Annotated in this window: 18 protein-coding genes; 16 read left to right on the plus strand and 2 right to left on the minus strand. The window is 64.2% G+C overall.

What is annotated here, in order from left to right; translation table 11 throughout:
• Window positions 1-35: 35 nt before the first annotated feature.
• The 13 genes from hisS (at window position 36) to L0U80_RS06340 (ending at window position 14,947) form a co-directional block, all read left to right on the plus strand.
• Entirely contained in the window at window positions 36-1,373 is a 1,338-nt protein-coding gene (gene hisS / locus L0U80_RS06280) for a histidine--tRNA ligase (protein WP_233863114.1), read from the plus strand.
• A gap of 104 nt (window positions 1,374-1,477) precedes the next feature.
• A complete protein-coding gene (locus L0U80_RS06285; RefSeq protein WP_233863115.1) occupies window positions 1,478-2,107 on the plus strand; it encodes a tetratricopeptide repeat protein in 630 nt (209 codons plus the stop codon).
• A 56-nt stretch (window positions 2,108-2,163) separates the two neighbouring features.
• Window positions 2,164-3,309 carry an outer membrane protein assembly factor BamB gene (gene bamB / locus L0U80_RS06290; RefSeq protein ID WP_233863116.1) on the plus strand — a complete coding sequence of 382 codons (1,146 nt, stop codon included), beginning with the start codon at window positions 2,164-2,166 and terminating at the stop codon, window positions 3,307-3,309.
• Window positions 3,310-3,692: 383 nt separating this feature from the next.
• Window positions 3,693-5,030: a ribosome biogenesis GTPase Der gene (der, locus tag L0U80_RS06295; RefSeq protein ID WP_233863117.1), complete on the plus strand. Its 1,338-nt coding sequence runs from the start codon at window positions 3,693-3,695 to the stop codon at window positions 5,028-5,030.
• Between the two features lie 152 nt (window positions 5,031-5,182).
• Window positions 5,183-5,419, plus strand: a complete 237-nt coding sequence (gene hfq, locus L0U80_RS06300) for an RNA chaperone Hfq (RefSeq protein ID WP_233863118.1) — start codon at window positions 5,183-5,185, stop codon at window positions 5,417-5,419.
• Between the two features lie 58 nt (window positions 5,420-5,477).
• Window positions 5,478-6,752 carry a GTPase HflX gene (hflX, locus tag L0U80_RS06305; protein ID WP_373322114.1) on the plus strand — a complete coding sequence of 425 codons (1,275 nt, stop codon included), beginning with the start codon at window positions 5,478-5,480 and terminating at the stop codon, window positions 6,750-6,752.
• A gap of 110 nt (window positions 6,753-6,862) precedes the next feature.
• The gene (hflK, locus tag L0U80_RS06310; protein WP_233863120.1) at window positions 6,863-8,278 is read left to right on the plus strand and encodes an FtsH protease activity modulator HflK; all 1,416 of its coding nucleotides are present in this window, start codon (window positions 6,863-6,865) and stop codon (window positions 8,276-8,278) included.
• A 12-nt stretch (window positions 8,279-8,290) separates the two neighbouring features.
• Complete coding sequence (gene hflC, locus L0U80_RS06315; RefSeq protein WP_233863121.1) at window positions 8,291-9,196, plus strand: protease modulator HflC; 906 nt, start codon at window positions 8,291-8,293, stop codon at window positions 9,194-9,196.
• A 52-nt stretch (window positions 9,197-9,248) separates the two neighbouring features.
• Entirely contained in the window at window positions 9,249-9,440 is a 192-nt protein-coding gene (locus tag L0U80_RS06320; protein ID WP_028210024.1) for a DUF2065 domain-containing protein, read from the plus strand.
• A gap of 98 nt (window positions 9,441-9,538) precedes the next feature.
• Complete coding sequence (locus tag L0U80_RS06325; RefSeq protein ID WP_233863122.1) at window positions 9,539-10,690, plus strand: ATP phosphoribosyltransferase regulatory subunit; 1,152 nt, start codon at window positions 9,539-9,541, stop codon at window positions 10,688-10,690.
• A gap of 153 nt (window positions 10,691-10,843) precedes the next feature.
• Window positions 10,844-12,190, plus strand: a complete 1,347-nt coding sequence (locus L0U80_RS06330) for an adenylosuccinate synthase (RefSeq protein WP_233863123.1) — start codon at window positions 10,844-10,846, stop codon at window positions 12,188-12,190.
• Window positions 12,191-12,203: 13 nt separating this feature from the next.
• Complete coding sequence (locus L0U80_RS06335) at window positions 12,204-12,785, plus strand: phosphoribosyltransferase (RefSeq protein WP_233863124.1); 582 nt, start codon at window positions 12,204-12,206, stop codon at window positions 12,783-12,785.
• 275 nt (window positions 12,786-13,060) lie between these two features.
• Window positions 13,061-14,947: a potassium transporter Kup gene (locus tag L0U80_RS06340; RefSeq protein ID WP_233863125.1), complete on the plus strand. Its 1,887-nt coding sequence runs from the start codon at window positions 13,061-13,063 to the stop codon at window positions 14,945-14,947.
• 116 nt (window positions 14,948-15,063) lie between these two features.
• Here the strand turns inward: L0U80_RS06340 and L0U80_RS06345 are convergent, their stop codons facing one another.
• Complete coding sequence (locus tag L0U80_RS06345) at window positions 15,064-17,409, minus strand: Tex family protein (protein WP_233863126.1); 2,346 nt, start codon at window positions 17,407-17,409, stop codon at window positions 15,064-15,066.
• Between the two features lie 306 nt (window positions 17,410-17,715).
• Here L0U80_RS06345 and L0U80_RS06350 point away from each other — a divergent pair, with 306 nt between their 5' ends.
• The 3 genes from L0U80_RS06350 to yoaA all read left to right on the plus strand — a co-directional run bounded on the left by L0U80_RS06350 (window position 17,716) and on the right by yoaA (window position 21,165).
• Window positions 17,716-18,507, plus strand: coding sequence for a colicin transporter (locus L0U80_RS06350; RefSeq protein WP_233865719.1), 792 nt, complete (start codon window positions 17,716-17,718; stop codon window positions 18,505-18,507).
• An 81-nt stretch (window positions 18,508-18,588) separates the two neighbouring features.
• Entirely contained in the window at window positions 18,589-18,822 is a 234-nt protein-coding gene (locus L0U80_RS06355; RefSeq protein ID WP_124150334.1) for a DUF465 domain-containing protein, read from the plus strand.
• A 75-nt stretch (window positions 18,823-18,897) separates the two neighbouring features.
• Window positions 18,898-21,165 carry a DNA repair helicase YoaA gene (yoaA, locus tag L0U80_RS06360; RefSeq protein ID WP_233863127.1) on the plus strand — a complete coding sequence of 756 codons (2,268 nt, stop codon included), beginning with the start codon at window positions 18,898-18,900 and terminating at the stop codon, window positions 21,163-21,165.
• 248 nt (window positions 21,166-21,413) lie between these two features.
• On the opposite strand, the gene L0U80_RS06365 is transcribed toward yoaA, so the two are convergent.
• On the minus strand, window positions 21,414-21,665 hold the full coding sequence (locus L0U80_RS06365; RefSeq protein ID WP_233863128.1) for a hypothetical protein: 252 nt from the start codon (window positions 21,663-21,665) through the stop codon (window positions 21,414-21,416).
• Between the last annotated feature and the right edge of the window lie 46 nt (window positions 21,666-21,711).

Genomic DNA, 21,711 nt, shown 5'->3' on the forward strand with positions numbered 1-21,711 from the left:
GCCACGCACAACCGAATATCGCCAATCGTAATCAGATGACTGAACAGAAAAGAAAGCCCGAGAAGCTGACCGGCGTGAAGGGCATGAACGACATCCTGCCGCAGGACGCAGGGCTGTGGGACTTCTTCGAAACGACCGTGAAGTCGATGCTCCGTTCGTACGGATACCAGAACATCCGCACGCCGATCCTCGAGCACACGCAACTTTTCACGCGCGGTATCGGTGAAGTGACCGACATCGTCGAAAAGGAAATGTACAGCTTCACCGACGCGCTGAACGGCGAGAATCTCACGCTGCGTCCGGAGAACACGGCTGCGGTCGTGCGCGCGTCGATCGAGCACAACATGCTCTACGACGGCCCGAAGCGTCTGTGGTACGTCGGCCCGATGTTCCGCCACGAGCGTCCGCAGCGCGGCCGCTATCGCCAGTTCCACCAGGTTGGCGTCGAAGCGCTCGGCTTCGCGGGCCCGGATGCGGACGCGGAAATCATCCTGATGTGCCAGCGTCTGTGGGACGACCTCGGTCTCACCGGCATCAAGCTTGAAATCAACTCGCTGGGTCTCGCTGAAGAGCGTGCCGCCCATCGCGTTGAACTGATCAAGTATCTCGAGCAGCACGTTGAACTTCTCGACGAAGACGGCAAGCGCCGTCTCTACACGAATCCGCTGCGCGTGCTCGACACGAAGAACCCCGCGCTGCAGGAAATCGCGAACAACGCGCCGAAGCTGATCGACTTCCTGGGCGACCACTCGCGCGCGCACTTCGAAGGGCTGCAGCGCATCCTCAAGGCGAACAACATTCCGTTCACGATCAATCCGCGTCTCGTGCGCGGTCTCGATTACTACAATCTGACCGTGTTCGAATGGATCACCGACAAGCTCGGCGCGCAGGGCACCGTCGCGGCGGGCGGCCGCTACGACCCGCTGATCGAGCAGCTGGGCGGCAAGCCGACGGCGGCTTGCGGCTGGGCGATGGGCGTCGAGCGCATCCTCGAATTGCTCAAGGAAGACGACCTCGTGCCGCAAGACGAAGGTTGCGATGTCTACGTTGTCCATCAAGGCGACGCGGCGCGCGATCAGGCGTTCATCGTGGCAGAGCGTCTGCGTGACACTGGCCTCGACGTGATCCTGCACTGCAGCGCCGACGGCCAGTCTGCGAGCTTCAAGTCGCAGATGAAGCGCGCGGATGCGAGCGGAGCTGCATTTGCGGTGGTGCTTGGCGAGGACGAGGTGGCGAAGGGTGTGGTCGGCGTGAAGCCGTTGCGCGGCGTGGCCGCTGACGCGCGCAACGAGCAGCAAACCATCGCGCTCGAAGACTTGACCGAATATCTAATCAATGCGATGGTTGCATCCGCCGAAGACGGCGACGACTGATCGCGTCAGGCAGAAAACACCTGCACAACACCCTCGACGTGCCTGATTTGCGGATCAGGCGCGCGAGACGACAGGCTGGATAAAAGAGAAGGAATCGCTACGCGATGAGTTACCACGACGAACAGGAATCGATCGAGAGCTTCAAGGCATGGTGGGCGCAGTGGGGGAATCTCACTACGTGGATCGTGCTGATCGCTCTGCTCGCGCTCGCCGCGTGGAACGGCTGGAACTTCTGGCAGCGCCGTCAGGCGGCAGAGGCGTCGGTGCTGTACGACCAGGTGCAGCAGGCCGTGGGCGGAAACGACAAGGCGATGCTCACGCGCGTTGCGTCCGACATGGAAGACCGCTTCGGCGGCACCGCATACGCACAGATGACGGCCCTTGCCGTCGCGAAGGCGCTCTACACAGCGGGCGACACGACGGGCGCGAAGGCGCAGCTGCAATGGGCCGCCGACCACGCGAAGGACGACGAATTCCGCCAGATCGCGAAGCTGCGTCTCGCGGCGTTGCTGCTTGACGAAAAGGCCTACGACCAGGGCCTCGCACTGATTCCGCAGCCCGATTCGGGTCCGTTCAAGGGTATCGTCGCGGACGGCCGCGGTGACCTGCTCGCCGCGCAGGGCAAGCGCGACGAAGCGCGCGCAGCCTACCAGCTCGCGCTCGACACCTTGCCGAAGAGCGACACGTCCGGGCGTCAACTGATCCAGTTCAAGCTGGACGCGCTCGGCGGCTAAGGCGCACGCGCGCCGCGAATCTCACTAAACCAATACCATTCATGCTTCGCTCACCGATGAATCTGCTGAAACGATACGTTGTGCCCACCGTCTGCGCGATGACGGTCCTTGCAATGGCGGCCTGCTCGTCGACCAAGGACGAGCGCCGCGTGCCGGTGCCGCTCACCGAGTTCAAGCCGGTGCTCAACGTCCAGCAGGTGTGGAAGGCGAGCGTCGGCAAGGCCGGCCGCTATCTCTTCGCGCCGGTTGCTGTCGGCGACGCCGTGTTTGCGGCGGGCGAGAACGGTTCGGTCGTGAAGATCGACGCGCAGACCGGCAAGGAAGTCTGGAGCACGAAGCTCAAGGGCGACCTGTCGGCCGGTGTGGGCAGTGACGGCAACTTCACCGCCGTCGGCGGCCTGAAGGGCGAGGTCTACGTGCTCGACGCCAATGGCAAGCTCTCGTGGCAAGCCACGGCGCCGGGCGAAATCATCTCGCCGCCGCTCGTCGGCAACGGGCTCGTGATCGTGCGCACCATCGACGGTCAGATCGTCGCGTTCAACGCGCAGACCGGCGAACAGAAGTGGGCCTATCGCAACCGTGCCGTGCCGCTCAACCTGCGGGTTTCCGCGGGCATGACGTTCGCTGGCGACCAGGCCGTGCTCGCGGGCTTCCCGGGCGGCGGTTTCGCGGCGATCAACCTGCAGACGGGCGACGTGTTCTGGGAAACGCCGGTGTCCTATCCGAAGGGCGTGACGGAAGTTGAGCGTATCAACGATGTGAGCGGTCCGCCCACGCTCGTTGGCGCGACGACGTGCGCGGTCACGTTCCAGGGTCAACTGGGTTGCTTCGACGCGAATTCGGGTCGTCCGATGTGGACGAAGCCGTTCTCGAGCGTGAGCGGAATTGCCCAGAACGAGGACAGCGTGGTCGGCGCAGACGACTGGTCGGTTGTCCGCTCGTTCGGTGTATCGACGGGAACGCAGTCCTGGAGCACCGACAAGCTCAAGAGTCGCGACCTCAGCGTGCCGATGGTGCTCGGCCACGCGGTCGTGCTCGGCGACTTTGAGGGCTATGTGCATTTCCTGTCGCTTGACGACGGCAGTTTCGTGGCGCGTGTGAAGACCGACGGCAATCCGATCACGGCCGCTCCGGTTCTGGCCGGCAATACGCTCGTCGTCCAGACGAAGGGCGGCGGGCTGTACGGGCTGCGTCCGCAGTAAGCGCCATTCGACAACGACGCCGGGCCTGCGCAGCCAGGTGTTTCGAAGGGTAGTTGTCTACGCGTAGTGTTCGAGCCCCGGTCGAACCCTTCCCGCGCGGGTGGCGGGACGGCAAGACCGTGCGGTGCCCGATCCAGGCCGGCTCATGCCGGCCGCGCGCGTTTTTGAGCTCACGGGATGAAAGAGAGCGTCGGCCGCTCGTCTTTGGTCCATCCGTCTGCCCGACGTGGGCTCAAGCCAGTGTGGCTGTGTGCTGCACGCGTCGCCCGGGCGTCGGGCGAAATTCGTGATAATTTGCAACTGACGCAACCCTGCAAACGCAGTGCGTTGCCGCGCAGTGCGCCGGACCACCGGGCGCCGCGCCTTACCGTAGAAAAGATCAGATGAAACCCGTAATCGCCCTTGTTGGGCGCCCCAATGTGGGGAAATCCACGCTGTTCAACCGGCTTACGCGCTCGCGCGACGCGCTGGTGGCCGATCTGCCCGGCCTCACACGCGACCGCCACTACGGCGAGGGGCGCGTGGGCGATCGTCCCTACCTCGTGGTCGATACGGGCGGTTTCGAGCCCGTCGCGAAGGACGGCATCCTGCACGAGATGGCGCGTCAGACGCGCCAGGCGGTCGAAGAGGCGGACATCGTCGTGTTCATCTGTGACGGCCGCAACGGGCTTGCGCCGCAGGACAAACACATTGCCGACTATCTGCGCAAGACCGGCCGCCCGATCTACCTCGTCGTCAACAAGGCCGAGGGCATGAAGTACAGCGCCGTTGCCGCTGACTTCTACGAGCTGGGCCTCGGCGACCCGCGTGCGATTTCGGCTGCTCACGGTGACGGCGTGACGGAGATGATCAACGAGGCGCTCGACAAGGCCTACGCGGATCAGCCGGAAGAAACTGAAGAGGAGGCCGAAAAGCATGGCGTGAAGATCGCGATCGTCGGGCGTCCGAACGTCGGCAAGTCGACGCTCGTGAACACGCTGCTCGGTGAAGACCGCGTGATCGCCTTCGACATGCCCGGCACCACGCGCGACTCGATCTATATCGACTTCGAGCGCGGCGGCAAGAAGTACACGCTCATCGACACGGCGGGTCTGCGTCGTCGCGGCAAGGTGTTCGAGGCCATCGAAAAGTTCTCGGTGGTGAAGACGCTGCAATCGATTTCGGACGCCAACGTCGTCATCCTGATGCTCGACGCGCAGCAGGAGATCTCCGATCAGGACGCGCACATCGCCGGTTTCGTCGTGGAGCAGGGCCGCGCGCTCGTGGTGGGCGTGAACAAGTGGGACGGTCTCGACGAGCACGCACGCGAGCGCATCAAGCACAACCTGCAGCGCAAGCTGAAGTTTCTCGAGTTCGCGAAGTTCCACTTCATCTCGGCGACGGAGAACTTCGGCATCGCCACGCTGATGCGCTCGGTGGATTCCGCTTATGCCGCTGCGATGGCCAAACTGCCCACGCCGCGCCTTACGCGGGCGCTGATCGAGGCTGTGGAGTTCCAGCAGCCGCGCCGTCGCGGCCCGGTTCGTCCGAAACTGCGCTACGCGCACCAGGGGGGACAGAACCCGCCCATCATCGTGATCCACGGTAATGCGCTCGACGCGGTCACGGAGACGTACAAGCGCTACCTGGAAAACCGCTTCCGGGAAACTTTCTCGCTGACCGGGACTCCATTGCGCATAGAGTTTCGTTCTTCGACGAACCCCTATACCGAGAAAAACTGAGCTGTGTACGTTGCCGCGCATGCCCGTCCTGGCCGGACGGCCATGAGCCTCGCGGCTGAACGAGAATCAGCTATAGTGTAGCGATTGACGCCGGATTTCTTTTTCTTCGGCGCCAGTCCGAGTTAAACCTGCAAAAAAATACGGAGTTTGCTATGAGCAACAAAGGGCAACTGTTACAAGACCCGTTTTTGAACGCGCTGCGCAAGGAGCACGTGCCTGTTTCGATCTACCTCGTCAACGGCATCAAGCTTCAGGGGAACATTGAATCGTTCGACCAGTACGTTGTGTTGCTCCGTAATACGGTTACGCAGATGGTGTACAAGCACGCCATTTCCACGGTTGTTCCGGCCCGTCCGGTGAATTTCCACCCGGATCAGGAAGCGACCTGACCCACGTTCCGGCCGGTCCGGTGCGCCTCTCAGGCGAACCGGACCGGCCGTTTTTATTTTGACATCCGCTAATTTGACCAACGCCGCACTTGTCGGCATCGATTTCGGCAAGACCGATTTCGAAGCCAGCCTCGAAGAACTCAGTCTGCTCGCACGGAGTGCGGGCGCGCATCCCGCGGTTACGCTCACTGGCCGACGCTCCAGCCCCGACGCTGCCATGTTCATTGGCAGTGGCAAGGCCGATGAATTGCGTCTCGCATGTGAGGCGAACGACGTCGATATCGTCATCTTCAATCACGCTCTGTCACCTGGCCAGCAACGCAATCTGGAGCGAGCGCTGGATCGCCGCGTGGTGGATCGCACGAGCCTCATCCTCGATATTTTCGCGCAGCGCGCGCGTAGCCATGAAGGCAAGCTCCAGGTCGAGCTCGCGCAGCTCCAGTATCTCGCCACACGGCTCGTGCGCGCATGGACCCACCTCGAACGCCAGAAGGGCGGTATCGGTTTGCGCGGTCCCGGCGAAACACAGCTCGAAACCGACCGGCGGCTGATTGGCGAGCGCATCAAGATGCTGCAGGGGCGCCTTGCGAAGCTGCGCCGCCAGCACGGCACGCAGCGCCGCCAGCGCCAGCGCAACCAGACCATGTCGGTGTCGCTCGTCGGCTATACGAATGCGGGCAAGTCCACGCTCTTTAATGCGCTCACCAAGGCGCAGGCGTATGCCGCCGACCAGCTTTTCGCGACACTCGACACCACCTCGCGGCGCGTCTGGCTGGGCGGCGAGGTCGGGCAGATCGTGCTGTCGGACACCGTTGGCTTCATTCGCGAATTGCCGCACCAACTGGTTGCCGCGTTTCGGGCGACGCTTGAGGAAACCGTTCAAGCCGACCTGTTGCTGCATGTGGTCGATGCATCGAGCGCGGTGCGTCTCGACCAGATCGATCAGGTCAATGAGGTGTTGCATGACATCGGCGCGGACGCGATCCGGCAGGTGCTCGTGTTCAACAAGATCGATGCCGTGCCCGAACTGGCGGCCCGCGGCGGGACGGTCGAGCGGGACGAATATGGTAATATTTCGCGCGTCTTTTTGAGCGCGCGCACGGGCGTCGGACTGGATGCGCTGCGTGCTGCCATCGCCGAAATCGCGACTGGCGAGCCGCTTGTCGGCGAGGCTCAGTCGTTAGGGCAAATGCGGCAAATGCAGCAACCGCAGCAATCGGCGCAAGCGCCGCAAGCAGTGCAATCGCCCGCCGACGATTGGGACGCGGTACCCCATGAACTTCGCAGCGAATTTGAATCCGGTGGGGAACACGGCTCGGACCACGGCCACTGAGCCACGTCCGGGGCCATTTGACCGGTGCGGCTACGTGCGCGGTACCGGGTACAGTACCGGGCGAAAGCCGCACGCATTGACCCGCTGTCTACTCTGGTGAACGAACTCAGGTGAACGATTACAACAAGCGGACTGGCTGGCAGCGCGTGCGCGCCATTCTCTCGTTGAACGACCCGCGTTGGGGTCGTGGCGACGGCAATGGCCAGCGTACGGACGAGCCGCGCCGCCCGCCGGGCAAGAACGGGAATAACGGCGGCGGGCAGGGCGACGGTCCTCCCGACCTCGACGAAATGTGGCGCGACTTCAATCGCCGCCTCTCGGCGTTGTTCGGCCGCAAGGGCAAGGGGCCAGGCGGCCTCGGTCCGCGCCCGGACAACGGTCACGGTGCACGCGTCGGCGTCGGCATCGTGCTCGGTGTGCTCATCGCCATCTATCTGGGCAGCGGCGTTTTCGTGATCCCGGAAGGGCAAGCGGGCGTCGTGCTCCAGTTTGGGCAGTATCGTCAAACCGTCGGGCAGGGCGTCCATTGGCGCCTGCCGTTTCCGTTCCAGTCGCACGAAGTCGTCAACGTCGGTCTGGTCCGCTCCGTCGAGATCGGCCGCAACAATCTCGTGCGCCCGGCCAACGTGAGGGACGCGTCCGTACTCACGCGCGACGGCGACATTCTCGATTTGCGCTTCACTGTGCAGTACCAGGTAAAGCAGCCTACCGATTACCTGTTCCGCAGCGTCGACCCCGACCTCACTGTTACCCAGGCCGCCCAGTCGGCGGTGCGTACGGTGGCGGGTACGCACAGCACTCACGATCTGCTTTTCGCCGACCGCGAACCGGTCCGCGCGCAGCTCGCCGATACCATTCAGCACGCGCTCAACGACTACAAGACCGGCCTCAACGTGACCGGCGTGACGATCCAGAGCGTGCAGGTACCCGACCAGGTGCAGGCAGCCTTCGACGACGTCACGCGTGCGCGTCATGACCGCGAGCGCGCGAAGCATGATGCACAGGCTTACGCCGACCAGTTGCTGCCGCGTGCACAGGCCGACGCCGCACACATGATCGAGGACGCCAAGGCGTACAGCGATCGCGTAGTGGCACAGGCGCAAGGCGATGCCCAGCGCTTCACGCGGGTCTACGAGCAATACGCGAAGGCACCGGCGGTGATCCGCCAGCGCATGTATATGGAGACCATGCAGCACATCTACTCGACTACGACGAAGGTGTTCGTCGACAGCAAGTCCGGCAGCAACGTGATCAATCTGCCGGCTGAGACCCTGGTCGAGTCGGCGCGCCAGCGCGCGGCAGCATCCGCGCCCGTGTCGGGCGTTCCGGGTGCGCCGGCCGCTGCAGCCGCGGGTTCCGAGGCCTCGGCCCCTGCCGCCGCGGGCGGTGGCGAGCCATCAGGCGCGGCGCAGCCTGGCGCAGCCGCGCCGGGTCAGTCGGCCAGCGAGCCGGCTGGGGCTGCGCGCGAGTCGTTCCGGTCGCGCGACGCGTTCCGCAGCCGCGGTCGCGAAAGCGACACGCAATAACGGAGCGCACCCATGAACCGAATCATTGCGCTTGTCGTCGTTGTCGTGGTCGCCGTGCTGGTTGCGTCGTCGTCGGTGTTCGTCGTCGATCCGCGTCACGTCGGCGTTGTTGCATCGTCGGGCGGCAGTCCGGCGACGCTCGCCGAACCCGGCATCCACGTGAAACTGCCGCCGCCGTTCCAGACCGTGACGTTCATCGATACGCGCGTCCGGGCGATCGCCAGCCCGGATGCGGACCGCTATTCGACGTCCGACAAGACCGAACTGCTGGCGAGCCCCGTGATCCGCTATCGCGTCACGGACCCGCTCAAGCTTTTCACGGCGACGAAGGGTGACCCGCAGACGCTCGCGGACCGGCTTGCCTCGCTTTCGCGCGACGCGCTCGGCGACGCGTTCGCGAAGGTCACGCTGAATGACGCGCTCGCGAAGCAGGACACAATCGCGAGCGGCGCGCGCGACGCGCTGCGCGAGGCGGCGACCCCGCTCGGTGTCGAGGTCATCGCCATCGAGTTCACGCGCCTCGACTTCCCGCCGGAACTTGCGGACACCGTCTACAAGCGCATGAGCGCCGCGCACGAGCAGGCCGCGGCCGACGAGCGCGCGCAGGGCGCCGCTGACGCACAGCAGATCAAGGACGATGCCGCTCGCAAGCAGCAGGGTGTGCTCGCAGACGCGAACAACCAGGCGCAGGTGATCAAGGGCGAGGGCGACGGCAAGGCTGCCGCCATCGCCGCCGAGGCGTTCGGGCGCGATCCGCAGTTCTATCAGTTCTACCAAAGCATGCTGGCGTATCGCGAAACGTTTAAGCCGGGCGATGTCGTCGTGGTCGATTCGTCGAGCGATTTCTTCCGCTTCATGCGTGGTCCGAACGGCGAAGCAGCGTCGGTTACGGCTCCTGCCGCACCGCGCAGACACTGAATAACACGAGACGATTGAGACGCCGCGCCTCGCGCGCGGCATGTTCTTCTGCATGGACATAGCTGGCTCCCTGTTGCTCGCGATCGCGCTGATGCTGATTATCGAGGGCATGTTTCCGTTTGTTTTCCCGACGGCATGGCGCGACACCTTCCGTAAAATTGCGGAACGGCCGCCGCACCATATCCGGATCGGCGGACTGATCGTGATGGGACTCGGACTCGTGCTCCTCATGCTCGCAACCTGATTGCAAACGAACGCACGCGCGGCCCGTCCGCGCGTTCCGGTTCCGCGGCCCGAGCGTTACGCCTCGCGCGCCGCCTTGATAGTGGTAGGACTCAACCGATGTCGACCTGGTTACTTCCCGAAAATATTGCCGACGTGCTGCCTTCCGAGGCGCGCAAGATCGAAGAGCTGCGCCGCCGGCTGCTGGATCGCTTCCGTGCGTACGGCTATGAGATGGTCATGCCGCCGCTGCTCGAGTATCTCGAATCGCTGCTCACGGGCAGCGGGGGCGATCTGAACCTGCGCACGTTCAAGCTCGTCGATCAGCTTTCGGGTCGCACGCTCGGCCTGCGCGCCGACATGACGCCGCAGGTCGCGCGCATCGACGCGCACCTGCTGAACCGTCAGGGCGTGACGCGCCTGTGCTACGCGGGCAACGTGCTGCATACGCGTCCGCGCGGCCTGCACGCCACGCGCGAGCAGATCCAGACCGGCGCTGAAATCTACGGTCATGCGGGGCTCGAAGCCGACCTCGAAATCCAGCAGTTGATGCTCGATGCACTGCGCCTCGCGGGGCTGGCAAAGGTGCGTCTCGACCTGTGCCACGCGGGCGTGCTCGCGGCGCTGATCGACGCTGATCCGGCGGCCGCCGCGCTCGGCGACGCGCTCTATGAAGCGCTCGCGTGCAAGGATGTGCCGGGTCTCGCTGAACTCACGGCGGAACTTGCGCCACAGACGCGCGACGCGTTGCGCGCGCTTCCGTCGCTCTATGGCGACGCGAGCGTGATCGACGAAGCGCGCAAGCGCCTGCCGGCGCTCCCGGGCATCGCTCGTGCGCTGGACGACCTCGCGTTCCTTGCCGGCGAGATCGAAGGCGCGGAGTTGATGATCGACCTCGCCGATCTGGGCGGCTACGCGTACCACACGGGTGTGATGTTCTCGGCCTACGTCGACGGCGTGCCGAACGCCGTTGCGCGCGGCGGCCGATACGACAAGGTGGGCCTGGCCTATGGCCGGGCACGCGCTGCGACGGGTTTCTCGCTCGATCTGCGTGAGGTGGCCCGCATTTCGCCGGTAGAGGCGCGCAGTAGCGCGATACTCGCGCCGTGGCGTCATGACGAGGCGCTGTCCGCGGCCGTAGCGGCCCTGCGCGACGCGGGCGAGGTTGTGATCCAGGCGCTGCCGGGCCATGAGCACGATCTCGACGAATTCGCGTGCGACCGCGTTCTGGTCGAGCGCAATGGTGTGTGGACCGTCGAAACGCACGCCTGACAGCACCCGGGCGCGCCCGGGATACGTGTCCCCGGCGCGTTTTGTCGCGCATGCCGTTGAGTGCAAAGGAAATTTCCCGATAACGCGGGAAAAAAAGGCGGGCTTGCGCCCGAACCCAGGTAAAATACGTTTTTAACCAGGTAACGAAACACCATGTCTGCCAGCGCAGTGAATGTAACCCAGGGACGCAACGTCGTTGTCGTGGGTACCCAGTGGGGAGATGAAGGCAAGGGCAAGATCGTAGACTGGCTGACGGACCACGCCCAGGGCGTCGTGCGCTTCCAGGGCGGTCACAACGCCGGCCACACGCTCATCATCGGCGGCAAGAAGACCATTCTTCGCCTCATCCCGTCGGGCATCATGCGCGCCGGCGTTGCTTGCTACATCGGCAACGGCGTGGTGCTGTCGCCTGAGGCCCTGTTCAAGGAAATCGGCGAACTCGAAGACGCGGGCATCGATGTCCAGAAGCGCCTCTTCATCTCCGATGCCACCACGCTGATCCTCCCGTATCACATCGCCATCGACCAGGCGCGCGAAGCGAAGCGCGGCGCCGCGAAGATCGGCACGACCGGCCGCGGCATCGGCCCGGCCTACGAAGACAAGGTCGCGCGTCGTGGCCTGCGCGTGCAGGACCTGTTCGAGCCGCAAATGTTCGCAGAGCGTCTGCGCGACAACCTCGACTATCACAACTTCGTGCTCACGCAGTACCTGGGCGCGGCGCCGGTGGACTTCCAGCAGACGCTCGACACGATGCTCAGCTATGCCGACCGTCTGAAGCCGATGGTGACGGACGTTTCGCGTCGTCTGCACGATGTGAACGAAACGGGCGGCAACCTGCTGTTCGAAGGCGCGCAAGGCACGCTGCTCGATATTGACCACGGCACCTATCCGTACGTCACGTCAAGCAACTGCGTGGCAGGTGCGGCAACGGCGGGCGCAGGCGTCGGTCCGCAGCGACTGAATTACATCCTCGGCATCACGAAGGCGTACTGCACGCGCGTCGGCTCGGGCCCGTTCCCGAGCGAACTTTACGACGCGGATAACCCCAATCGGCAGGAGCAGGTGGGCGTCACGCTCGCTAACGTCGGCAAGGAATTCGGCTCGGTCACGGGTCGTCCGCGCCGCACCGGCTGGCTCGACGCCGCCGCGCTGCGCCGTTCGATCCAGATCAACGGCGTGACTGGCCTCTGCATCACGAAGCTCGACGTGCTCGACGGACTCGACGAAGTGAAGTTGTGCGTCGGCTACAAGGTCGATGGCAAGGACGTCGATATCCTGCCGCGCGGCGCGTCGCAGGTTGCAGCGTGCGAGCCGGTCTATGAAACCTTCCCGGGCTGGAAGGGAAGCACGATCGGCATCACGCAGTGGGATGCGCTGCCGCAGAGCGCGCAGGCCTATCTCACCCGCGTGCAGGAAGTAGCCGGCGTGCCGATCGACATGGTTTCGACCGGTCCGGATCGCGACGAGACCATCCTGCTGCGTCATCCGTTCAAGGTGTGAGAGGGTGCACACCATGATTCAGATGACGGACCCGCGCAACGACGAGAAGAACCTGTGGGTCGGCTGGGACGAGTATCACCGGCTGATTGAAGTGCTTGCGCTCGCGGTGCATGAATCGCGCTGGAAATTCGACCAGATCCTCTGTCTCGCACGCGGCGGGCTGCGCGTGGGCGACCAGCTTTCGCGCATTTACGACCTGCCGCTCGCGATCCTCGCGACCAGTTCGTATCGCGAAGCCGCCGGCACCGAGCAGGGCGATCTCGACATCGCGCAGTACATTACGATGACGCGCGGCGAACTGTCGGGCAACGTGCTGCTCGTCGATGATCTCGTCGATTCGGGTGTCACGCTTGCACGCGTGCAGGAGCACCTCAAGGAGCGCTATCCGGCCGTGACGGGCGTGCGTTCGGCAGTGCTCTGGTACAAGGGTTGCTCGAAGGTCAAGCCCGATTACTTCGTGCAGCACCTGCCGACCAACCCGTGGATCCACCAGCCGTTCGAGGAGTGGGACACGGTGCGTCCTCACAATCTCGGCGCGTGGATCAAGCGCGGCCTTCAGGAAGCAGACCAGGCGAAGCAGGGCTCGCAGTCCTGACGCGATTCGCGCCATGCCTGTCACGCCCGTCGTGACGGCATGCAACGAACCAGAAACGGAGCCTTTTCAAGGCTCCGTTTTTTTTGGCGCGGCGTGACGCCGGGCTGATGCACGCTGGTGTGGCGCGCAAGATCGGGGGTTTGGGGCGCGAATGCTACACTTCGCCGGAGCGAACGGCGTGGCATCGCCACAACGAGGGTCATACTCCGCCGCGCGGCCCGGTTTAGAATAGCGGTCGCTTTTTAGTTCCGCCTCGAAAACGGATTTGCGCGTATATGACAACTAGCACACACGTGGCAAAGCAGCCTCTGCCGACTCTGGCCGTCGCGGCGATCGGCGTGGTATTCGGCGATATCGGCACCAGCCCGCTCTATTCGCTGAAAGAGGCCTTTAGCCCGTCTCACGGGATTCCGCTCAACGACGCTTCCATCCTCGGCGTCATCTCGCTTCTCTTCTGGGCGATCATCATCGTCGTGAGCGTCAAGTACGTGCTGTTCGTGATGCGCGCCGACAACAATGGCGAAGGCGGCGTGCTCGCGTTGATGGCGCTCGCGTTGCGCTCGTTCAACCGGTCAAGCCGTTCAGCTATTTTGCTCACGGCGCTCGGCATCTTCGGCGCGTGCATGTTTTACGGCGACGCGGTCATCACGCCCGCGATATCGGTGATTTCGGCGGTCGAAGGTCTCGAAATCGCGGCGCCTCACCTCAGTCACCTCGTGCTGCCGATCACCATGGTGATCCTGGTCGCGCTCTTCTGGATTCAGCGGCACGGCACTGCGCTCGTGGGCCGGCTGTTCGGGCCAATCATGGTGCTGTGGTTCGTGACCATCGCCGTGCTCGGTTTTTCGCGCATCGTGCAGGCGCCTGGGGTCATCGCCGCGCTCAATCCGTACTACGCGGTCAGCTTCATGGGCAAGCACCTGTTGCAGGCCTACGTCGTGCTCGGTTCGGTCGTTCTCGTGCTGACCGGGGCGGAAGCGCTCTACGCGGACATGGGCCACTTCGGCGCGAAGCCGATCCGCATGGCCTGGTATGCGCTCGTAATGCCGTCGCTCGTGCTCAACTATTTCGGCCAGGGCGCGCTCCTGATGCAGGATCACCACGCCATCGAGAATCCGTTCTTCCTGCTCGCCCCCGACTGGGCGCTCCTGCCGCTCGTGGTGCTCTCGACGGTGGCGACGGTGATTGCCTCGCAGGCAGTGATTTCGGGCGCGTACTCGCTAACGAGCCAGGCCATCCTGCTCGGCTACGTGCCGCGTATGAAGGTGTTGCATACATCGGATCTCGCGATCGGCCAGATTTACGTGCCGCTCGTCAACTGGATGCTGCTCTTCATCATCCTGTGCATCGTGCTCGGCTTCCAGAGTTCGGATAATCTCGCCGCCGCTTACGGTATTGCAGTTACCGCGACGATGGTGATCACCACCGTGCTGGCGTGCGTCGTGATGGTGAAAGTCTGGAACTGGAACAAGGCGCTTGTCGCTCTGATCATCGGGGGCTTCATGACCGTCGATCTCGGCTTCTTCGGGGCGAACCTGCTGAAGGTCAGAGAGGGCGGCTGGCTGCCGCTCGGGATCGGTGCGTTGTTGTTCTTCCTGCTGATGACCTGGTACAAGGGGCGCATGATCGTCAAAGAGCGCACGGCCGCCGACGGTATTCCGTTGATGCCGTTCCTGCAGGGGCTGCTCGCGCATCCGCCGCATCGCGTCTCGGGCACGGCGATCTATCTCACGGGCAGCGACGCACTCGTGCCGGTGAGCTTGCTGCACAACCTCAAGCACAACAAGGTGTTGCACGAGCGGACCATCTTCCTGACTTTCGTGATACGTGACATTCCCTACGTGAGCGACGCGGAGCGCGTGCACGTGACGGACGTCGGCGGCGGGCTGTTTGTTGTGAAGGCCGACTACGGTTTTAACGAAACGCCAGACGTGCAAGCCGTGCTGGAGGACGTGGGCCGTCGGGAAGGCATGATGTTCGAGATGATGGATACGTCTTTCTTCCTCGCGCGCGAGACCGTGGTGCCGACGCAGTTGCCGGGGATGTCGATTTTCCGCGAGCGCGTATTCGCGTGGATGCACCAGAACGCGGCGAAGCCTACCGACTTCTTCAGCATTCCCGCGAATCGCGTGGTGGAGCTTGGGACGAAGATCGAGATCTGATTGCTCGCCTTTCGCAGCAACAAAAAAACGGCACCTCGGTGCCGTTTTTTGTTGCTACATGCCGCGTGGACCCATGCGAGCCCACGCGCGTATTGCTGGCTATCGATCCGCGTGACTTAGCGTGACTTGAGCTTCGCAAAAGCGGCTGCCATCGCGCCTGCAGGCTCCGGCTCACGCGAACGCTGCTGTCCACGGCCCGCGTTGCCGCCGCCGTTGCGGTTGCCCGCGCCGCTGCCCGCATTGCTGCTGCTTCGCGGGGCCGTCGCGCTTGCGGGATCGTCGTCGAGGCGCATGGTCAGCGCGATCCGCTGGCGTTTCACATCGACGTCGAGCACCTTCACCTTCACAACCTGGCCTGCCTTCACGACTTCATGCGGGTCCTTGATGAACTTGGTGGACATCGCGGAAACGTGCACGAGACCGTCCTGATGCACGCCGATATCGATGAACGCGCCGAACGCGGCCACGTTCGTCACGACGCCTTCGAGCAGCATGCCGGGCACGAGATCGGAGACCTTCTCGACGCCATCGCGGAACGTCGCGGTCTTAAATTCGGGACGCGGATCGCGGCCCGGTTTTTCAAGCTCCGTGAGGATGTCGCGCACGGTGGGCAGTCCGAAGCGTTCGTCGACGAACTCGGCGGGCGAGAGGCCCGAGAGGGCTTCGCGGCTGCCGAGCACGTCGCCGATCGTGCGTTTGATCTTCGCGAGCATGCGCTCGACGACCGGATAGGCTTCCGGGTGCACCGACGAGCGGTCGAGCGGATTCTCACCGCCATTGATGCGCAGGAAGCCTGCGGCCTGTTCGAACGTCTTGTCGCCGAGGCGTGGCACTTTGCGCAGATGATCGCGCGACGGGAACGGTCCGTTGGAGTCGCGGTAGTCGACGATATTGCGTGCGAGCGTGGCGTTCAGACCCGAGACCCGCGCGAGCAGGGCGACGGAAGCCGTGTTCGCATCGACACCCACGGCGTTCACGCAGTCCTCGACGACGGCATCGAGCGAGCGCGCAAGTTCGCGCTGATTGACGTCGTGCTGGTACTGGCCGACGCCGATGGCTTTCGGCTCGATTTTCACGAGTTCCGCGAGCGGATCCTGCAGACGGCGCGCGATGGAGACGGCGCCACGCAGCGAGACGTCGAGTTCGGGGAATTCCTTCGCAGCCAGTTCGGACGCCGAATAAACCGATGCGCCTGCTTCGGATACCACAATCTTCTGCAGCTTCAGTTCCGGATGGCGCGAGATGAGTTCGCTCGCGAGCTTGTCGGTCTCGCGCGAGGCCGTGCCGTTGCCGATGCTGATGAGTTCCGCTTGCGTCTGCGCGGCGATCCGCGCGAGCTTTGCGAGCGAGCCGTCCCAGTCGCGACGCGGCTCGTGCGGGTAGATGGTGTCGGTGGCAAGCAGCTTGCCGGTGCGGTCCACGACAGCCACCTTCACGCCCGTGCGCAGCCCCGGGTCGAGGCCGATCACGGCCTTCGGCCCGGCCGGTGCGGCCAGTAGCAGGTCCTTGAGGTTGCGCGCGAACACGCGAATCGCTTCGGCCTCAGCCTGCTCGCGCAGGTTGGTCAGCAGTTCGCTCTCGAGGTGCGGCTGCACCTTCACGCGCCAGCACCAGCGACACACATCGGAGAGCCACTTGTCGGCCGGACGGCCCTGATTTGCGATGCCGAAGTGGCGCGCAATCCGGCCCTCGCCAGGATGCGGCACGAGCGCGTCCTGTTCCGTGCCGAGGCCCAGCTTGACCATCAGCACGCCGGCGTTACGGCCGCGAAACAGCGCGAGTGCGCGATGCGACGGCACCGTCTTGATGGTTTCGGAATAGTCGTAGTAGTCGCGGAATTTTTCGCCTTCCTCGCCTTCCTTGCCCTCGACCACGCTTGAGCTCACGATGCCGTCGTTATGCAGCCAGTCGCGCAGCTTGCCAAGCAGTTCGGCCGTTTCGCCGAATTGCTCCGAAAGGATGTCGCGCGCACCGTCGAGGGCGGCCTTCACATCGGCGACACCCTTTTCGGCGTCGACGTATTGGGCGGCTTCCGTCTGCGGATCGAGCAGCGGATTCGCGAGCAGTGCGTCTGCGAGCGGCTGAAGCCCGGCTTCGCGTGCGATCTGTGCACGCGTGCGGCGCTTCGGCTTGTAGGGCAGGTACAGGTCTTCGAGGACCTGCTTGCTGTCCGCAGTTTCGATCGCGACGCGCAGCTCATCGGTGAGCTTGCCTTGTTCTTCGATGCTTGCGAGGATCGTGGCGCGCCGCTCTTCGAGTTCGCGCAGATACAGGAGCCGCTCTTCGAGCGTGCGCAGTTGGGTATCGTCGAGATTGCCCGTGACTTCCTTGCGGTAGCGGGCGATGAACGGAACAGTCGCGCCTTCATCGAGAAGCTGCACGGCGGCTGCCACCTGCCGCGGCTGAACTGTCAGTTCGGTGGCGATACGCTGGACGATCTTGAGTGCTACGGTTTCCGTCATAGGGTCTGGATATTCCTGCGAGGATCGGGTTGCGGTTCAGAGGCCCACGTCTCGGCTATGTCTTGTGGTACGCGAGCGCGTCGGCGGGCCGGTGAAGCGGGGCATTTTGCCATAAATGCCGGAGCGCTCAACTCGGGGGGTGTTAGAATTTCAGGCATGTCCCGCTGCCCTCAGAAGACGTTGACGATCTCCCGCTTGCTCTCCGGTTTGTCCCCCGTCCCGACCAGTACGCGTAAAGGCGCGCGCTGGCGGTCCGTCGTCGGTCGGACGGCGTGTGCTGTCGCGCTGTGCGCGTGCGTGCCGGGTATGGCGCAGGAGAGCGCGGCGCCTGCTGCGAATGCGGTGGCGCCGGGTGCAGCGCCGGCTGATTCGGCCGCTGGTGTACAGGCTGGTTTTGCTGCGCGCCAGCAGGAGCTTGACCGGCGTACGGCTGAAAATAATTATCGCTTTGCGGTTGCGCAACACGACTGCTACAGCACATTCTTCGTGAATCATTGCATCGGCCGCGCGCGTGACCGGATGCGGGCCGTACAGGCGGATATCCGCAGCGAGCAACTCAAGCTCGACGCTGAGCAGCGCGCGGAGCGCGCACGCGATCGCGACCAGCAGGTCGCGCTGCAACGCGCGAGAGACGAGGCTGACGCGCCGCAGCGTGCCGCTGATGAAGCGCGCAATGTGGCAGCGTACGAGCAGAAGCAGCAGCAACACGCGCTCGACTTGCAGCAGCGCGCGGCCGAAGCGCCGCAGCGTGCCGCTAACGCAGAGGCGTACGAGCAGAAGCAGCAACAGCACGCGCTTGATGAAGCGCAACGCGCCGGGGAACAATCGCAGGCGCAGCATGCGGCGAACCAGGCGGCGTACGATCAGAAGCAGTCGGATTTCCAGAAGAAGATGGCCGAGGCCCGCGCGCAGGGCGAGCAGAAGGCACAGGAGCGCGAACAGAAAGCCGAGCGTTACCAGCAGAAGCAGGAAGACGCGGCGAAGCATAAGGCTGACGTCGAAGCACGTCAGAAGCAGGCGGCTGAAAAGGCGCAGCAAAAGCAGCAACAAGAGCAGCAACAGCAGCAACAGACGAAGACGCAACAGCAGGACCAGTAGCAGCGCTTTTTGGCCAGACAGCAACCTCAGGCGTGCCATCTTACGCTCAAGGGGCACGCCGCTCAGGACGAGGAGGCGAGCATGCGCGAGCAACGTGAAGTCAGGACCGCGGTCCTTCGTGACCGCATTCTGCAATTGGAGTCGGAGCACGGCGATCTTGATCGCATGATCGAGCGGATCGCCGGGACGCCCGGAAGCGACGATCTCGAACTGCAACGGCTCAAGAAGCGCAAGCTCAAGGTCAAGGACAACATCATCCTGCTGCAACTGCAGCTGGACCCCGATTCAACGAAGACTTCGGACGGGCACGCCTGATTCCGGGTCCTGGCAGGCGCCGGGGCGCGGCATCGAGGTTGCCGCGCCCGCAGGACCGAGCAGGAACCGCTTGCCTTGAATTCAACGACCGTATCCCGATCGCGGCCTGCGCCCGAAGGCGGCGCGCCGGCTGGTGACGCACGTCCTGTGCCCGGCTCCGCGACGTCCGCCACAGTGGCGCCACTTTCCGCGCGCCGCGTCGCCGAACTCGAGGATCTTTTCGCCGCTGATGGGCTGCTCGCCCGGGAAATTGACGGCTATCGGCCGCGTGCATCGCAGATCGAGATGGCCCGCGCCGTAGCGGCTGCGATGGAGGCGGCCGCACAAGCGCTGCCGGACCCCGCGACGTTCGAGCTGCAGTCGCGCCCGGCGCGGCGCAAGCAGGGCGGCGCAGAGCAAGCCGCGGCTTCCGGGCCCATGGACGAGGCGGCAAAAGCTATCGCGGACGCGGGCGACAACACGCTGATCGTCGAAGCGGGTACCGGCACCGGGAAGACCTACGCCTACCTCGTGCCGGCGATGCTATGGGGCGGCAAGGCGGTCGTCTCGACAGGCACCAAGCACCTCCAGGACCAGCTGTTCCAGCGCGACATCCCAACCGTGCGCGACGCGCTTGCGGTTCCAGTCAGCGTTGCGATGCTCAAGGGACGCTCGAACTACCTGTGTCATTACTACCTGCAACGCACGGCCGACAACGGACGTTTGCCGTCGCGCCAGGAGACGGCGTACCTGCAGGAGATCGTGCGCTTCGCGAAGATCACGCGTTCCGGTGACAAGGCGGAACTGGCGAGCGTGCCGGAGACGGCAGCGGTCTGGTCGATGGTGACCTCGACGCGCGATAACTGCCTCGGCCAGGAATGCCCGCATTACAAGGACTGCTTTGTGATGCAGGCTCGGCGCGAGGCACAGCAGGCGGACATTGTCGTCGTGAATCACCACCTGTTCTTCGCCGACATCATGCTGCGCGACACGGGTATGGCCGAACTGCTCCCGAGCGCGAACACGATCATTTTCGACGAAGCGCATCAGTTACCCGAAACGGCGACGCTGTTCTTCGGCGAAACGCTCTCGACCTCGCAGTTTCTCGAACTCGCACGCGATTGCGTGGCCGAAGGCCTGAGCCACGCGCGCGATGCGGTCGAGTGGGTGAAGCTCGGCGCCGCGCTGGAGCGTGCGGCGCGCGACGTGCGGCTCGCATTCAAGGAAGACTCGCTACGCGTTTCGATCACGCAACTGCCCGTCGATCATCCGCTCTACGATTCGCTCGATGCACTGCAGACCGAGCTTGGCGCGCTCGCGACGGCGCTAGCCGGTCAGGCTGAGCGAGCCGAATCGCTCGGCGCGTGTCTGCGCCGCGCGCGCGAGCTGCAGGGTGTACTGGCGGGCTGGACAGCGCCCGCCGCCGCACCGTCGCGCGACGCACGCAAGGCCGAAGCGCAAGGCGAGGAGGGCGAGCAAGCTGACGCCGACGAAAAGGTCCGCTGGGTCGAAGTGTTCTCGCACACGGTGCAACTGCACGAAACGCCGCTGTCGGTCGCACCGATTTTCGCGAAGCAGCGCGCCGGCGTGCCGCGCACGTGGATCTTCACATCGGCGACGCTGTCCGTGCGTGGCGACTTCACGCACTATGCAGCGCAGATGGGTCTCAGTTCGCGCCGTTCGATGACGTTGCCAAGCCCGTTTGACTACCCCCAGCAAGGGCTTTTGTACGTGCCGCGGAACATGCCGCAGCCGTCCTCGCCGCAGTTCACCGATGCCGTGTTCGACGCTGCGCTGCCTGCCATCGAGGCCTCCGGCGGCGGGGTGTTCATGCTTTGCACGACCTTGCGCGCGGTGGACCGGATCGCGTCGAAGCTGCGCGAAACGATCGATGCGCGCGGCTGGAACACACCGCTCCTGGTACAGGGCGACGCGAGCCGCACGGAGTTGCTGGAGCGCTTTCGCGCGTATGGCAACGCGATCCTCGTAGGGAGTCAGAGCTTCTGGGAGGGCGTCGACGTGCGCGGCGATGCGCTGTCGTTGGTCGTAATCGACAAGCTGCCGTTTGCGCCGCCTGACGATCCCGTGCTCGCGGCGCGTCTCGATGCGCTTACAAAAAAGGGCTTGAGCCCGTTTGCGGTCCATCAGTTGCCCCAAGCAGTCATTACGCTGAAGCAGGGCGCGGGGCGGCTCATCCGCGCGGAAACAGATCGCGGTGTACTGATGATCTGCGACACGCGTCTCGTCGACAAACCTTACGGCCGCCGAATCTGGCAAAGTCTGCCGCCGTTCAAGCGCACGCGTGAGATCGAGGTGGTGAAAGCGTTCTTTGGGAGCGAAGAGGCCGGAACCAATCAGGCTTGACGGCTGCCCGGGACCGGGGCGCCGGCGTGGCTGCGAGCCACACGGCGCTTCCGCGAGGCTCACTAGGGGCGGCGCACAACCAACGTGTGCGACAGCATAAAAGCACTGCAAAACAAAAAGCCACGAACGTAAGTTCGTGGCTTTTTTGCTTGCCAGACACAAGCCTGACGATTCTGTCAGGCTGCGCGGCGATTCGCTGCAATGCCCGCTGGAGCAGGGCTCCAGCGCGAGCGTTGCGCGAAACCAGCTTACTGGCTTGCGCCAGCTGCCGGCGATGCGCCTTCAGCCGGCGATGCAGCGGCTGCCGGCGAAGCGGCTTCAGCCGGCGACGCAGCTTCAGCCGGGGATGCAGCGACTGCCGGCGATGCGGCTTCAGCCGGGGATGCAGCAGCAGCCGGGGACGCAGCATCTGCCGGAGCAGCAGCTTGGTCGCTGCTCTTGTTGCATGCAGCCAGTGCAACAGCTGCCAGCAGGGATGCTACGAGGAGGGATTTCTTCATGATCACGTCCTTTTATGGTTAAAGGTAAGCAACAGCGCAAATAAAA

The organism is Paraburkholderia adhaesiva (genome assembly GCF_021390575.1).
Taxonomy (GTDB): Bacteria; Pseudomonadota; Gammaproteobacteria; order Burkholderiales; family Burkholderiaceae; genus Paraburkholderia; species Paraburkholderia adhaesiva.